Source organism: Micromonospora chaiyaphumensis (assembly GCF_900091435.1).
Classification (GTDB): domain Bacteria; phylum Actinomycetota; class Actinomycetes; order Mycobacteriales; family Micromonosporaceae; genus Micromonospora; species Micromonospora chaiyaphumensis.
In genome coordinates this window covers 205565-219906 of sequence record NZ_FMCS01000003.1, presented here as the reverse complement: position 1 = coordinate 219906, position 14342 = coordinate 205565, and the positions used below count along the sequence as shown (strand labels likewise).

General features: G+C 70.5%; 12 protein-coding genes and 1 pseudogene. 7 read left to right on the top strand and 6 right to left on the bottom strand.

Annotation, left to right across the window (positions count from 1 at the left end; genetic code table 11):
• Window positions 1–118 precede the first annotated feature (118 nt).
• From GA0070214_RS33000 to GA0070214_RS10320, 4 genes and pseudogenes are all read left to right on the top strand, one after another.
• A pseudogene (locus GA0070214_RS33000) lies at window positions 119–301 on the top strand (dihydrodipicolinate synthase family protein); the annotation flags it as partial.
• A 94-nt stretch (window positions 302–395) separates the two neighbouring features.
• Window positions 396–944 carry a PPOX class F420-dependent oxidoreductase gene (locus GA0070214_RS10330; RefSeq protein ID WP_244167638.1) on the top strand — a complete coding sequence of 183 codons (549 nt, stop codon included), beginning with the start codon at window positions 396–398 and terminating at the stop codon, window positions 942–944.
• A gap of 284 nt (window positions 945–1228) precedes the next feature.
• Window positions 1229–2068 carry an AraC family transcriptional regulator gene (locus GA0070214_RS10325; RefSeq protein ID WP_244167637.1) on the top strand — a complete coding sequence of 280 codons (840 nt, stop codon included), beginning with the start codon at window positions 1229–1231 and terminating at the stop codon, window positions 2066–2068.
• Between the two features lie 65 nt (window positions 2069–2133).
• Window positions 2134–2715 carry a dihydrofolate reductase family protein gene (locus GA0070214_RS10320; protein ID WP_091261754.1) on the top strand — a complete coding sequence of 194 codons (582 nt, stop codon included), beginning with the start codon at window positions 2134–2136 and terminating at the stop codon, window positions 2713–2715.
• 254 nt (window positions 2716–2969) lie between these two features.
• Here the strand turns inward: GA0070214_RS10320 and GA0070214_RS10315 are convergent, their stop codons facing one another.
• Window positions 2970–3764: a MarR family winged helix-turn-helix transcriptional regulator gene (locus tag GA0070214_RS10315; protein ID WP_244167636.1), complete on the bottom strand. Its 795-nt coding sequence runs from the start codon at window positions 3762–3764 to the stop codon at window positions 2970–2972.
• A gap of 359 nt (window positions 3765–4123) precedes the next feature.
• Between GA0070214_RS10315 and GA0070214_RS10310 the strand changes: the two genes are divergently transcribed.
• Both GA0070214_RS10310 and GA0070214_RS10305 read left to right on the top strand, forming a co-directional pair.
• Complete coding sequence (locus GA0070214_RS10310; RefSeq protein WP_091261752.1) at window positions 4124–5554, top strand: hypothetical protein; 1431 nt, start codon at window positions 4124–4126, stop codon at window positions 5552–5554.
• 430 nt (window positions 5555–5984) lie between these two features.
• Window positions 5985–6938: an NAD(P)-dependent alcohol dehydrogenase gene (locus GA0070214_RS10305; RefSeq protein ID WP_091261751.1), complete on the top strand. Its 954-nt coding sequence runs from the start codon at window positions 5985–5987 to the stop codon at window positions 6936–6938.
• Between the two features lie 92 nt (window positions 6939–7030).
• Here the strand turns inward: GA0070214_RS10305 and GA0070214_RS10300 are convergent, their stop codons facing one another.
• The 4 genes from GA0070214_RS10300 to GA0070214_RS10285 form a co-directional block, all read right to left on the bottom strand.
• On the bottom strand, window positions 7031–7504 hold the full coding sequence (locus GA0070214_RS10300) for an NUDIX domain-containing protein (RefSeq protein WP_091261750.1): 474 nt from the start codon (window positions 7502–7504) through the stop codon (window positions 7031–7033).
• A gap of 169 nt (window positions 7505–7673) precedes the next feature.
• Window positions 7674–8537, bottom strand: a complete 864-nt coding sequence (locus GA0070214_RS10295; RefSeq protein WP_139141792.1) for a hypothetical protein — start codon at window positions 8535–8537, stop codon at window positions 7674–7676.
• A gap of 178 nt (window positions 8538–8715) precedes the next feature.
• Window positions 8716–9027: a hypothetical protein gene (locus GA0070214_RS10290; RefSeq protein WP_091261748.1), complete on the bottom strand. Its 312-nt coding sequence runs from the start codon at window positions 9025–9027 to the stop codon at window positions 8716–8718.
• A gap of 73 nt (window positions 9028–9100) precedes the next feature.
• Window positions 9101–11134, bottom strand: a complete 2034-nt coding sequence (locus GA0070214_RS10285) for a hypothetical protein (RefSeq protein ID WP_091261747.1) — start codon at window positions 11132–11134, stop codon at window positions 9101–9103.
• A 348-nt stretch (window positions 11135–11482) separates the two neighbouring features.
• On the opposite strand from GA0070214_RS10285, the gene GA0070214_RS10280 reads away from it, so the two are divergent.
• Window positions 11483–13462: an acyl-CoA dehydrogenase family protein gene (locus GA0070214_RS10280; protein WP_091261746.1), complete on the top strand. Its 1980-nt coding sequence runs from the start codon at window positions 11483–11485 to the stop codon at window positions 13460–13462.
• 233 nt (window positions 13463–13695) lie between these two features.
• Here GA0070214_RS10280 and GA0070214_RS10275 read toward each other — a convergent pair whose 3' ends face one another.
• On the bottom strand, window positions 13696–14331 hold the full coding sequence (locus tag GA0070214_RS10275) for a DJ-1/PfpI family protein (protein ID WP_091261745.1): 636 nt from the start codon (window positions 14329–14331) through the stop codon (window positions 13696–13698).
• Window positions 14332–14342: the final 11 nt, after the last annotated feature.

The following is a 14342-nucleotide window of genomic DNA, read 5'->3' as shown; positions in this document are numbered from 1 at the left end:
CACCACTAGCGCCACAGTGAGGCCCGAACGCGCGACGCCGAAGCAGGACGAGGCAGAGGCCGCAGGCGTGCCACCGGGTCACTCGGTGCTCGGCGGCGAAGACGCGTAGGCCTCGGCGCTGCTCGAACTCGGCGGGCACGGCGGCCTCCTCGCCTCGGCGCACGTCGCCACCAGCGACTACGCCGCGCTGATCACGGCCTGGCAGGCCGGGGACATCACCCGCGCCCGATCGCTCGGCCACCGCCTCGCCACGCTGTCGACGGCGATCTTCGCCGAACCCACCCCATCCGTGATCAGTGCGGTGCTGCACGCCCCGGCACGCATCCCCCCGCCGACGGTCCGTCCACCGCTGCGGCCTCGCCACACGGGCGGCCACGGCACGGAGCCTGACGTACGTGAACGAACAGACCAGGACGCCGACGTGGGGCATCTTGTCGGGCGGCGACGACCAGACCAGAACCGGCCCGATCGGCCCGGCGCTTGCGTACATTGCGGGAAGTCACACTGTCGCAAGGAGAAGCTACATGTCGAAGCCGCCGCTGCCCGAACCTGCGGTCACCATGCTCCGGAAGCCGAACCCCGCCGTCATCGCCACGCTCCGAGCCGATGGTCAGCCGGTCTCCGCGGCCACCTGGTATCTGTGGGACGACGGCCGGATCATGGTGAACATGGACGAGGGCCGCCGCCGGCTCAGCCACCTCCGCAACGACCCCCGGGTCACCCTGACGGTGCTGGACGAGCAAGCCTGGTATACCCACGTCACGATCCTCGGGCGCGTCGTCGAACTCAGCGACGACGAGGACCTGACGGACATCGACCGGCTCTCCCAGCACTACACCGGAAGGGCGTATCCACGGCGTGATCGCCGAAGGGTCAGCGCTCTGATCGAGATCGAGCGGTGGCACGGGTGGGGTTCGCTGAAGGACAACAACCAGGTCGGCTGAGCGGGCGCCGAACGGCAAACAGAGACGGCGGCTGCCCGCACGACCCGGCAGGGCCCGTGCAGGAAGCGATCTCGCTTCATCCCTCCGCCTGGGCTCGATCAGCCAACGCTGGTTCACGTTCCACAGGACTTGCGCTGTCAACACCCTGCTGCGGGCGACGTTCACCGGTGGGGCGCTCGTCCGGGACTGGCGCCGGCTCGATGCCGGCGGCCGCGCGGCTGGACCATCCCGGCGCCATGCCGGCCGGGGTTGATCGCGAGCACGGTGGCGGCGATGCTGTGGGCGTGGAGTACGTCTCCAGAGTGCCGCGACCGCCGCTGGACGGGTTGATCGACGACCTTTACTACCTGGAAGGTGCGCCGCCGTACGCCCGGCTGACGCTGCCGCCGATGCCCGCGGCGTTGCTCATCGTCAACCTCGGAGCGCCGTTCCGCGTCCGCGCCGGCACCGACATCGAGACGGCCGAGTACGCCGACGGCTGCGTCGTCACCATGCCCACCCGCGCGTTCGAGTTCGGCTACCCATCCCGGACCCGGTCCGTCGGTGTGCACTTCAAGCCGTGGGGGCTGGCGCCGCTCCTGCCGATGCCCGCGGCCGAGCTGTGTGACCGGCCGGCGACGGTAGAGCAGGTCTGGGGCCGGCCCGCCATTGCTGAGCTGCGAGACCGGCTGGCCGCGGCGGACGGACCGCACGAGATGCTGACGCTGCTCGAGGAGGAGTTGATGCGACGGCTGCGCGAGACCGCCGGCCTGGGCCTGGTCCGCCATACGAGCAGCGTCATCGCGGCGACCGGCGGGACGGTGGCGATCGGCGACCTGAGCGTGGCAGCCGGTGTCAGCAGCACTCATCTGGCACAGCGGTTCAAGGAGCTCATCGGCGTCACGCCGAAGCGGCTGGCCCGCACCTGGCGCTTCACCGCCACCGTGTTCGCGATCAACCCCGCCCGACCGATCGACTGGGGCGATCTCGCCGCTGGCGCAGGCTATTTCGACCAGGCCCACTTCGGCCACGAGTTCCGGGAGTTCACCGGGCTCACGCCGACCCGGTACGTCGAAATCCGGCAGCGGTTCCTGCGCGAACATCCCGGCCACGCGCTGGACGGCTGGCCGCTGCCGGCCGATTGATTTCTTACAAGAGCGACAGCTCACGGCACGCTAATTTGGGGGCACCCAGAGCAGAGGAGAGCCCCGTGGGCAAGGTGGTCATGTACGCCTCGGTGTCGGTGGACGGCTTCATCGCGGACGAGAACGACCAGCCCGGACCGCTGTTCGACTGGTTGTCCAGCGGTGACGTCCCGTTGGACGAGAGCGGCGTGGTGAAGGTGTCGCAGACGTCCTACGACTACACCCGGCCGTACTGGGACCAGATCGGGGTGACAATCGCCGGCCGCCACGTCTTCGACCTGACGGACGGCTGGGACGGGAAGCCTCCGGGCGGGATCGACCACGTGGTCGTCGTGACGCACCGGCCGGAGCCCGACGGCTGGGACCCCGAGGCGCCGTTTCACTTCGTCGACGGCGTCGAGGCGGCCGTGGCCAAGGCGCAGGAGCTTGCGGGTGACCGCATGGTCGAGGTCGCCGCCGGCGACGTCGGTGGCCAGATGCTTGCCGCGGGCCTGGTCGACGAGGTGCGCATGGACGTCGTACCCGTCGTGTTCGGGTCCGGCAAGCGCTACTTCGGGTCGGTCCACGCGCAGCACCTGTTGGAGGATCCTGACGTGGTGATTCAGGGCAACCGGGTGCTCCACCTGCGCTATCAGGTACGCCGCTGACCGATCTGAGCGAGCACGCGAAGAAGTCCATTGCGAACGGGGACACAAGATTGGGCCTCCGGCTGGTGTGCGCATCGCTGTCCCTGGTCGGGCAGCCGACGCCGGGATCGTTGATCAGCGCCCGTCGGCCCTCGGCCAGGACCGCGTCGTTGGCGGTGTTCCACGCGACGCGAAACCCTTGGGCGCACGAGCGATACGCGAGTGACCGCGCGCAGCGACCGTCTGATCTCGTGGCCGTCGCCTGACGCGCCGGCTCAGTCGTCGACTTCCTGTGCCGCGGCGGCGATCGGCTCGAGCCCCGCGATCAGCTCGTCGAGCTCGTCGGCGGTGAGCACGTCGTACGCGGGCGCCGCCAGTTCGTCGGTGAGGGCCTCGATCCGCTCCTTGGTTTCCCGGCCGGCGTCGGTGAACCCGCCCGCGGCGTCCACGAGGCCGCGGCGGCGCATCCCGTCGACGACACTGGCGAGCTGTGCCTTGGGCAGGTGGTGGGTCCGGCCGAACTCCTCGGCCCGCATGCCGAGGGAGAGGGCGAGCAGGACGTGGGCCTCGGTGCCGCCGATGCCGTGGGCGAGGAGGGCGGCGTTGTGGCCGTCCCCGCGGTGCTCCCGCAGCAGCGTTGCCGCGTGCCAGAGCCTGGCCACCGGCTCCTCGGGCACGTCGAGCGCCCGCAGCCCGGCGTACAGCGCGCGGCCCTCAATCGGCGCGCTGACCGCTGCCCGGGTGGCGAGGTCGGCGGCCCGCACCAGACCGGGCGAGTCGGCGAGCTGCCCGATCCTCTGCCGCAGCGCTGCGGCGCTGCCCCGCTCGCGCACAGCGATCGCCTCCTGCGGGGTGGTCTTCCCCCAGACCCACGGGATGTGGCGCGCCACCTCGCCGTCGGCGAAGTTGTAGAAGACCGCATGCACCACCTCGGCCGGCGCCAGGCCCAGCGGGGCGGCCCGGCCCGCGAAGTACCCGTCCCAGTAGTTGCGCATACCCAGGGCCAGGAACGCCTCGTTCGGCACCTCGGAGAAGGTGACGGTGGCGATCGGCTCGACGAGCTCGAACATGCGGTGGACCTTGGCCAGTGGGTGCGGCATCGCTCGGCATCTCCCTTTGTCGTGGCCCCGCGCTCGCGGGCGGACTCTCACACCAGCTACGAACAACATGGCCCGGATACGACAACTTCGGCCTACATCAACACGTCTGACTTACCCGCACCTGACGAGCCCGGCCTGGTCCCGACGGATCCGGCATCGGGCCTGCACTGATCCCGTGGTGGCAGGCCCGATCATGACGGTCTTAGGATCGCGGAGTGGACGACGTGGCTGCTGCGGATCATCGATTTCCGGGATCGGCGACCGGCTGGGCGCGGCTGTCGGTCAGTCACTGCCAGTACGACGTGTTCACTGTGCCGGGTGCGTCCCGCATGGGAATCTACGTCCGGGGTGACGACCTGCTGCACGTCGGCGGGCCGAATCAGTTCACCGGCTTCTGCGGCATACACACCGGCTGGATCGAGGCACGTGTACGCGTGCTGCCCGGGCCTCCGGCGTCGGTCGACGTCGGCTGGGACGTGATCAGCGAGGCGACCCTCTGGAGTCCCAGCGGCCGGCTGTCGGTCGTCGGCCTGATGGGCGGCACCGCGGAGGCTCTCACCGACGTTGCCGTTCCGCGCGGGCTGATCCGGGTGCGAGTGCATGCGCGCGACCGCTTGCACGAGACCGTACGCACCGCTGACGATCCGCCCGAGCGGCACGAGCTGCACATCTGGGCGGTGTCCGAGGAGATGCCGTGGCGTACGGTGCTGGCCGTGCCGGGGGGCCGTGACTGGGAGCAGAAGCCGGCGAAGGCCGCCGAGTGGGGCATGCTGTCCCTGGTGCCGCGCCCGTCCGGCCGCCCGGCCATCCTGCCCCCGCTGCCTCTCGACCCTTACGAGGACGACTCCGGCCTGCCTCGGGTGACGGTGGTCCGCCACCTGCCTGCGCCGGTCGAGGTCTCCGAGGGCGCGCTGCCCGCCGGCGACCTGGAGGTCCGGTTGGCTCGGGTCGACGAGGAGACGCTCACGTGGTCGTGGGCCACCGCCGACGAGCCGATCTTCCCTCATCCGCTGGACGCGCTGCCCGACGACGAGCCGAGTGTCGTGCGGCTGACCTCCGGCCCCGACGGCTTCACGCTGCGGCACGAGGGAGTCCTGGGCCGGCACGCCTTCGCCCTCGGCGTGATCTGGGAGCACCTGCTCGACACCGTCGGGTCGTACCCGTGGATGGAGACGTTGCGTGGGCAGGCCGCCGAGGCGACCGCGCGAGCCGAGGACGCCCGCCGCCGGAAGGCGGAGCGCGACGCCGAAGAGTGGGGAGGTGTTCCGCCGTCGGCGCGGGTCCGCGGGCTCATCGGTCAGGCGCGGTCCCTGGCCCGGGTCGACCGCCCGCTGCTCGACCGCATCGACGCGCTGCCCGCAGCGCGCCAGCGTGAGGCAGCCCGCTGGGCGGCTCGGCGCGCGATGCGGGTCGCCGGGCTGGAACGGCTCGGGTGGGTCGCCGAGGCGCTCGCCGCCGCCGAGGCCGACCGCCCACTGCCCCGACCCTTCACCGAGCAGAACGGTGCCGCCGCGTTCCACCGGCTCCTGTCCGATCCCGAGGTACCGCACACCACCATCACGCTCCACCTGCCCGCGAGGGCGTCCGGCACACGCCACGTCACCGACGCGCTCCAGCAGGCCGCCGCGTTTCCGGCCCTGATCGCGCTGGCGAATGACGATCCGCTGGTCGCCGCGATCGACGCCGTCTACAACGCGGCGATCGCCCACGGTGACGACCGCGACCGTTTCCTCACCGAGGCCCACGCGGCCCTAGGCTGAGACTTCGAATCGGTACGCGAAGCCAGGGCGGAACCCCAACGCCGTCGCTACCCTCTGCGGAGCCCAGTCGGCGTACGCCCCGGGACCGCACGAATGGCAGGGCCGCGCCCGCGCGCTTCGGCCGAGTTCCCGCAGGCTTCGACCACGATTCAGCCGTAGCCACAACCGTCGTCGAGAATGCGCGCGCTGCTGACTCCGGCCGGCTGGTCTGCACCGTTGGCCGGATCGACCTCAGAGAACTCGTAGCACCAGCCGTCGTGCTCGCCGTGACGTCCGCTTCTCCCGCAGACCGGACAATTTCCCCGCCGTCGCCGGCAGCCCGCCTTGTCGCTCAGCCCGCTCGTGCCTGTGTGCTACCAAGAGTCTGCTGGCCTTGGACTCGTCCGTTACTGCGGCTGGCCTACCTCCATGAACGTCTAGGGGTGCGCGGATGAGAGCGATCGTGTACGACCGGTACGGGCCTCCTGACGAGTTGCGGATCGAGAATCTCCCCAAGCCGTCTCCCGCTGCCCGGCAGGTGCTCGTCAAGGTTGCGGCGACCTCGGTCAATCTGAGCGATTGGGAGACCCTGCAAGGGTCGCCGCTGTATTCGCGCATCGGTGGGCTGCGCTCCCCGGCACGCCGGACCCTCGGCTCGGACATCGCCGGATGGGTCGACGCGGTGGGCCCGGCCGTCACCCGGTTCCGGCCCGGTGACGAGGTGTACGGCGACAACCTCATGCTCAAGGGCGGTTTCGCCGAGTACGCGATCGCGCCCGAGTCGGTCCTGGCCCGCAAGCCCGCGGCCCTGACCTTCGCCGAGGCGTCGGCGATCCCGCAGGCGGGCGTGATCGCGCAGCAGGGCACCGCGGGCGCCGCAGCCGGCGAACGGGTCCTGATCAACGGTGCCGGCGGAGGATCCGGCGCATTCGCGATCCAGCTCGCCAAACGACTCGGCGCCCAGGTGACCGGCGTCGACAACGCGGGCAAGCTCGACTTCATGCGGTCCGTCGGCGCCGACGAGGTGATCGACTACCGCAGCCAGGACTTCACCCGCAGCGGCCCGTACGATCTCATCCTCGATCTGGTCGCGCACCGATCGGTGTTCGCCTACCGCCGGGCACTGGCCCCCGGCGGCCGCTACCGGTGCGTCGGCGGATCGGTCCCGACGCTGCTGCGCATCCTGACGATCGGCGCGGTGGCCGGCCGGCTCACCCACCGCCGGCTGGGCGTGCTCGCCGTCAAGGAAGGGCCGACCCACTTCGAACCGGTGGCCGACCTCTGCGCCACGGGCGACCTCGCCATCCACATCGACCGCGTCTTCACCCTCGACGAGACGCCCGAGGCGTTGGCCCACGTGGGTAACGGACACGCCCTCGGCAAGGTCGTCGTGACCGTGAATTGACCAGCGACTGCGCACATCTGCCCCGAACCCGGTCGGCTACGGCTTCGACGGCGTGGCGTGGCGTGGCGAGCGTGCGGAAGGCGGAACCGAGATCAAGAGCGGCGATGGACCTGCGGACCGCTCGGCGATGCGGCTGTCCGTGCTTCGTCGCGACGAGGCAGCCGGTCAGGCTCAGGCAGAGAACGAACCAATGCCGCCATGTCGCCGTGCACGAGGGGAAGGCCGCCCAGCTCGCTGATCCCGACCCATGCGATGTCGTCATGCTCGTCAGGTGCACGGTTGGTCGGAGAGCCAACCCAGTCCCCAACATGCCAGACGCTCACGTGAACGGTGTCCTCACCACTGCCGGCATGCCAGTCGCCCAACCGTGACGAGGACTCCGTCACGATGTGAACACCGAGCTCCTCGCGCATCTCACGCGCGAGGGCTTGTAGTTCCGACTCCCCCGCTTCGACATGCCCCCCGGGCAGATCCCAGAGATCTGGGTACGCCGGGCGGGTCGGGCTGCGGTGCACCAGCAGGACCGCGCCGTTCTCGACGAGTGCGCCTGTGACGACGACATGCATGACGGGATTAGAGCAGAGGGGTGGGACAGCTCGCCCCAGCCGGACGGGGCTCGCGGACGTCCGAGTCAGTCCGAGCAGGACTCTGGCCTCCCCGCCGGAGACGATGCGAATGCTCACGCGATGCGCCGTCGCCAACCAGCCAGGAGGCCAGCTTTACAGCTGCTCGGATTTACTCGATGAACACCTTGACCGAGTCGGCCAGCCCGTCGTTTCGGTTGACGCCGACGAAGAATTCGCTCCCCACATGGGTGACGTCTTCGATCTCGTCGGTCAAGTTGTTGCCTGGAATTCCGATGTCGCTTTCCACGTCGCCTCCAGACCAGTTGTACTGGTAGACCCAGTTCCAGCCGGTATCGGGCGTTGAAGTGTTGATCGACTTGGTGTTCCAGATATAGTTCTCGGAGCAGTCGATGCCTTGGTCGGAACGATTATCGTGGCTCGTCAGGTTGCCCTTCGCCAGCGTCCATCCACTCGTGAGGGCACCGGCGCCGGGATGGGTCCAGAGGCTACCCAACCGTCGGACGGCATATTTGCCGGCTCCGCCGGCAGCCGTCGCGCTGTAGCAGAGGCCGCTGATGTTGCCTATCGGTAGCCGCACTTCCCCGGTTGCGCCAAAAGATCCGTCGGCATTCAGGCGTACGATTGTCACCTTGTCGCTCAGGAACGCGGACTGGCTCCCTTGAGTGGCGATCAAGGCCGGGCCCTGGCCCAGATAGTTCGGGTTGTAGGCGAGGTCGTTTCCGTGGCCGAGTGTGGGCATGGAGGTTGGCGCCCCGGCGCAGACCCAGCTGGTGCCGTCCCAGGTTGAGCCGTCGCGCAACCACCGGGACAGGACAGGCTCCGCGCCGGCTGCCTTGGTGAAGACGATGTAGAGCTGGCCGCCGGGCCCTGCCACCATGCCTTGCATGACCGTGCGACCCGCCTTGCACGCGCTGCTGTTCGGGATGTTCAGCCGTTCCGCCCCGCTCCTGTCCGTAGCAGCGGAGGCAGATGCTGCCGGGGCAACAGCGATTCCAAGCGAGAGTGTGAGCACGGACGCGAGGCTTGATAGTTTCTTCACTCGGTGTCTCTCCTCCAACGGCAAGGGGAGAGAAGCGTATCAGTTTATGTCAACGTGTCGATGTGCATTCTTGCGGTAGCGAGCCGCGCTTCGCACACTGCCCAGCCTCGATGATTCGCACCAAGGCCGGCTCCTTCCGCCCGGGCAGCACTCAATCGTCTTCTAGGTAACCGGTGGCGGGGTCAACGATGTCCAGAAAGTCGCGGATGTTCTGCACGTGCTCGTCGAGTGACTGGTTCAGGGTCGGACTCACCCCGAATCCGTAGCCAGGGTTCGGCCCGCTCAGCCAGGTGTAGTCGGTGCCGCCGGACTCGTTCGGGCGGCAGGCGAACACCTCTCCATTGACTTCCAGCGTGAGCGATGTGCCGTCAGCCGCACCTTCGGTGTCAGGGCGCAGGCCGGGCACGGCCTGCGGGTGAGCCTCGCGGTCGCCGTCGCCGTTGTCCGGGTAGATCGCCTTCACACAGCCATCCTGGTCGAGTTGTCGAGAGCGGACCGGCCTATCAGCCCAACTCACCCACCGGTCACGGCCCCTCCTATGGGCAGGGCGTACCCGCGCAGACGTCGACGACCTTGCCGGTGAGCAGGAACACGGCCTTCTGTCGCTGGGCTGCGGCCTGGGCGCGCGGGAACTCGTGCGGATCCTCCCCGTACTCCGGCCCGGCCGGGGCGAGGTTCGTCGGCGGTGGCGCGTACGCCGTGCCGCTGTTCCAGATCACGATCGCCGACCCCGGGTACGGGTACCTGCGGATCGGCGCGATGCCCCAGTACGGCCGCACGTCCGCCGACCAGCCGTCGGCGAGCGCGGGGGCGTGGATGCGGGCGCCGATCGTGCGCGCCTGCACCTCCGCCGCGGCGGGCGAGACCTGGTGGTCGCCGAAGGCCACGTGCATCAGCACCCGGTGCGCCGGGGTGCCCGGCAACGGGCGGTCGGTCATGTGCTGGGCGTACCCGTTGGCCTCGGAGCGGTCCCACAGCATCTGGAGCAGCGCGAGGATCAGCTGCTGATCGACCTTGTCCGGGTAGGAGCCGTCCATGATCTGCTGGAACGGGGCGAAGTCCACGCTGCGTTGCAGCAGCGTCGAGTAGTTCATCGCCGGCACGCCGAGCACCGACCGGGTCCAGTCCTGGGCGATGGCGGTGAGTGCGCCGCCGTTGATGCCGCCCTGACTGTTGCCGTCGTAGTGCAACCCGCCGGCCGTATCGATCAGCGGCCGCGCGGAGGTGTCCCGGAATGCCGGGTGGGCGGCGAACCCGCCCGGGTGGATCATTGCGCGGCCCAGGAAGAGGAAGTTCAAAAAGCTCTGCTGCAACCGGTCCACCACCGCGGGGAAGGCACTGAGGTCGGTGAAGGCACCCGCCACGTAGGGGACGTCGGCGGCGGACATGCCGATCCAGCTGGTCGCGCAGAAGGTGAAGTCGTACGTGTTGGACATCGTCTTGACGTTGCCGGCGTTGATCTCGGTCGGCCGGCCGAGCAGGCCGTGGCCGTAGAGCGAGAGGTGCGCCGGTTTCGCGGCGGAGGCGCTGCGCGGGATGTTGCAGACGAAGTCCGCCGCCACCGTCGTGCCGGACGGCGTGGGCAGGGCGTTCGGTGTGGGTGGCGTGCCGTCGCCGCCGGCCGGTCCGTAGTGCAGCCGCGAGCCGGGCCCGCCGTCGCCGGTGAGATAGGACGGTACGTCGATGGTGCCCGTCACCTGCCGGGCGATCAGCGGCTCCTGCTCCGGCGAGTAGTCGGTCACCTGGGTGACGGTGAACGACGGTGCGGCCCGGCGGAGGGCGGCGAACGCGCCGTCGCGGATCGCCAGCATCCGCCCCGTCAGCCCGTGCCGGCTGGCCACCGTGAAGTCCCAGGCCAGGTAGAGGCTGTGCCGCTTGACGCCGGTCCGGCTCAGGTCGGCGAGGATCCGTTTCATCTGCGTGGCGCGATCGTCGCGGTGGCCGAGGCCGGCGCCGGTCACGTACGCGCGGAACGCCTTCGGCGCCGGGATCGTCGCTCCCGTGCCGTCGCGCATGCCGCGCAGGCCCACGACGTACCGGGTGCCCTCGGTCAGCGCGACCGCCGGCCGGATGATCAGCAGTTGCCGGTCGGGCCGGCCGGCGGCGTGCGCGTCCAGCTCGGCCCAGTACGGGGTGCGCTCGCCGGTCCGGGCGTCGAGCAGCACGATCGGCGCGTCCGGTGCCAGCGAGCGGCCGATGTCGGTGACCGGTGCGATGCCGGTCGCCGCGGCGTCGAGGCCGGGCACGTGCACCAGGATCGGCGAGCCGGGGCTGAACCCGTCCTGCCGGTTCCACTCGGTCGGGTCGATCGGCGCCCCCTGCACGGTGGCGGGCATCGCCGAGGCCGCGACCCGCACCCGCTTGCCGGTGGGGCTGGTCCGGTCCGGCACGGTGAAGTAGTCGTTCGGGAACGGCAGCAGGCAGGCCGTCGGGTCGATGGGGTCGCACGTCCGGTCGCCGGCCGGCGCCGGAGTCGCGGCCGGCGCCGCGACGGCGGACGTGCCGAGCAGCACGGTGCCCGCGGTCACCAGCACGGACACGGCGAGACGGAGCCGCCTGGGTGTGGGCACGCGCTTCTCCCTCGACACTGGACGGTGCGTCGACGCGGCGGTCAACGGGTGGTGTTCTTCCTACGCTCGTGAATCGATCTCGGCAAGGTCCGGTGGCCGGGCGCCGTGCGCTCCTGGGTTCGCCGACCGGGCCTCCCGCCGACGTTCGGCCTGTTCGCCGAGGGTGCCGACGACAGCCGGCGTGATCATCGCCGGTTAGCGTCCGACTCCCTGAGGGATGGCGGGCCCGGCGGGAGCCCCGATCGTGTCCGGTCTCACCGTGGCCTGGTCCGGCGGGATACATCAACCGGCCGGTAACCTTGATCGAGTACAGACTGTACCCATATGTCCGCCAACGGAGGGGTGCCCATGTCCGATCACATCGACCTCGCTCGCCTGCGAGAGGTGCTCGACGGGCCGTGGGCCGACGTCCGCAACGCGCTCCGGGACCACCTCGACGCGCGCTTCCTCCCGGTCTACGGCGAGACCGGCGACCAGGCCCGCGCGCGGATCAGCCGGCTGATCACCGAACTTCCCACCGAGCTGGGGATCGCGTCGGCCTTCCCGACCGAGTACGGCGGCAGGAACGACGTGGGCGGCTCGATCGTGGCCACCGAGATGCTGGCGCAGGTCGACCTGTCGCTGATGGTCAAGGCGGGCGTGCAGTGGGGCCTGTTCGGCGGCGCCGTGAGCGCCCTCGGCACGAAACGCCACCACGACGCGTACCTGCGGGACATCATCTCCGGCAGGATCCTCGGTTGCTTCGCGATGACCGAGACCGGTCACGGCTCCGACGTACAGCAACTGCGCACCACCTGCACGTACGACCCGCACACGCAGACCTTCGACCTGCACACCCCGCACGAGGCCGCCCGCAAGGACTACATCGGCAACGCGGCTCGCGACGGGCGGATGGCGGTGGTCTTCGCACAGTTGGTCGCCAACGGGCGGCGGCACGGCGTCCACGCGTGGCTGGTCCCGATCCGCGACGCGCAGGGCAACCCCCTGCCCGGCGTGACCATCGGCGACGCAGGCGCCAAGGCCGGCCTGCTCGGCGTGGACAACGGGCGGCTCAGCTTCGACCACGTGACGGTGCCGCGGGACATGCTGCTGGACCGCTACGGTCAGGTCGCGCAGGACGGCACGTACTCCAGCCCGATCGAGAACGACTCCCGCCGTTTCTTCACGATGCTCGGCACCCTGGTGCGCGGCCGGGTGAGCGTTGGCGGCGCCGCGTCGGCGGCCACGAAGTCGGCGCTGACCATCGCGGTGCGCTACGGCGACATGCGCCGGCAGTTCGGCACTCCCGGCGCGGATCGGGAGGTGCTGCTCAACGACTACCTGGCTCACCAGCGCAAGCTGCTGCCCGCCCTGGCCACCACGTACGCGTTGCACTTCGCCCAGACCGCGCTGGTCGCCGCGCTGCACGAGGTGCAGGGCGGCGACGGCCCGGTCGACGAGCACCGGCAGCGGGAGCTGGAGTCCCGGGCCGCCGGCCTCAAGGCCGCGCAGACCTGGCACGCCACCCGCACGATCCAGATGTGCCGCGAGGCGTGCGGGGGCGCCGGCTACCTGGCCGAGAACCGGCTACCCAGCCTCAAGGCCGACACCGACGTCTTCACCACCTTCGAGGGCGACAACACGGTGCTGCTGCAACTCGTGGCCAAGGGCCTGCTCACCGGCTACCGCGACGCGTTCGGTTCGCTGGACGGCTGGGGACGCGCCTCCTTCGCCGCCGAACACGTCCGGGAGATGGTGCTCGAACGCACCGCCGCCCGGTCGCTCATCGAGCGGCTGATCAGCGCCGTGCCCGGCCGCGACGAGGAGGTCGCCGTCACCGACCGCGGCTGGCACCTCAAGGTCTTCGAGGACCGCGAGAGGCACCTGCTCGACGGCGCGGTCCGCCGCCTCCGCAACGGCGCGGCCACGAAGAAGGACCACCCCTTCGACATCTTCAACGACGTCCAGGACCACGTCCTCGCCGTCGCGGCCGCGCACATCGACCGGGTCACCCTGGAGGCGTTCGTCGCCGGCATCGAGGACACCGCCGACCCGGCGGTGTGGGCGCTACTCTCCCGGGTCTGCGACCTGTACGCGCTCAGCGTCATCGAGGCCAACAAGGGCTGGCTGCTGGAACACGGCAGACTCACGCCGGCCCGCTCGAAGGCTGTCACCGGAGTCGTGAACGGCCTGCTCAAGGAGCTGCGCCCGCACATGCGGACGCTGGTGGACGGCTTCGGCATCCCGGACGCGTGGCTGCACTGCGCCATCCTGCGCGAGGAACCTCTCCGACAGGAGACGATGGCCGCCCACGACGCCGCCGGTGATCCGCAGACCGTCGGGGCGTGACGGACCCACCGCCGGGAAACGGAACGTCGCCCATTGCAGCATGGGTCTCGGCGCGCTGCTCCCACCCGACTCCGCCATCACCGCAACGCCACCACCTGACTGACCACCGGTCCGGTTCCGGGCGACCAACCCGGTGCGGGTCGCCCGGCTGCAGGGCGTGGCGGGAGTGGGTCCTCTCGATGCCGCACCCCGGCAGCCGGACGAGTGATCCCGCGCCGACCCGGGCGGTCCGCTCAGCCCAGCACCCGCTGCGGGTTTGCGCGCAGCGCGGCGACCAGCGGCGCCGGCGCGGTACGCGGGGATCCCGCCGGGTACGGCGGCCGGGGGTCGTACTCGATGCCGAGCTGGATCGCCTGGGCGACGGCGTGCCCGGCGATCTGGCCGGCGAGCGTCAGGGCCATGTCAACGCCGGCCGACACCCCGGCGGCGGTGACGTACTTGCCGTCCACCACCACCCGCTCCTCGGCCTGCACGGCCCCGAACGCGGGCAGCTGATCCAGGGCCAGCCAATGCGAGGTGGCCTGGCGGCCCTCCAGCAGGCCGGCCGCGGCGAGCAGCAGCGACCCGGTGCAGACCGAGGTGGTCCACGTGGTGGCGGCGTCGACGGCGCGCAGCCAGTCGAGCAGCCGGGCGTCGGTCATCCGGGCGATCTGTCCCGGCCCGCCGGGGACCACAAGCACGTCCGGGCGGGTCACCTCGTCCAGGGTGGCGGTGGCCGTGAGGGCGAGGGTGCCCACGTCGGTGGTAACCGGGCCCGGCCGGTCGGCGACGAAGACGGTACGGGCGCCGGGGAGCCGGCCGAGCACCTCGTACGGGCCGACGGCGTCGAGGGCGGTGAACCGGTCGAAGAGGAGGACGGCGATCTGCATGGTGTTTTCCT

Coding starts and splice junctions, on each gene's coding strand:
- GA0070214_RS10280 (WP_091261746.1), top strand. CDS start 11,483: ATGTCCGATCACATCGACCTCGCTCGCCTGCGAGAGGTGCTCGACGGG.
- GA0070214_RS10310 (WP_091261752.1), top strand. CDS start 4,124: ATGGGAATCTACGTCCGGGGTGACGACCTGCTGCACGTCGGCGGGCCG.
- GA0070214_RS10315 (WP_244167636.1), bottom strand. CDS start 3,764: ATGTTCGAGCTCGTCGAGCCGATCGCCACCGTCACCTTCTCCGAGGTG.
- GA0070214_RS10300 (WP_091261750.1), bottom strand. CDS start 7,504: ATGCATGTCGTCGTCACAGGCGCACTCGTCGAGAACGGCGCGGTCCTG.
- GA0070214_RS10275 (WP_091261745.1), bottom strand. CDS start 14,331: ATGCAGATCGCCGTCCTCCTCTTCGACCGGTTCACCGCCCTCGACGCC.
- GA0070214_RS10305 (WP_091261751.1), top strand. CDS start 5,985: ATGAGAGCGATCGTGTACGACCGGTACGGGCCTCCTGACGAGTTGCGG.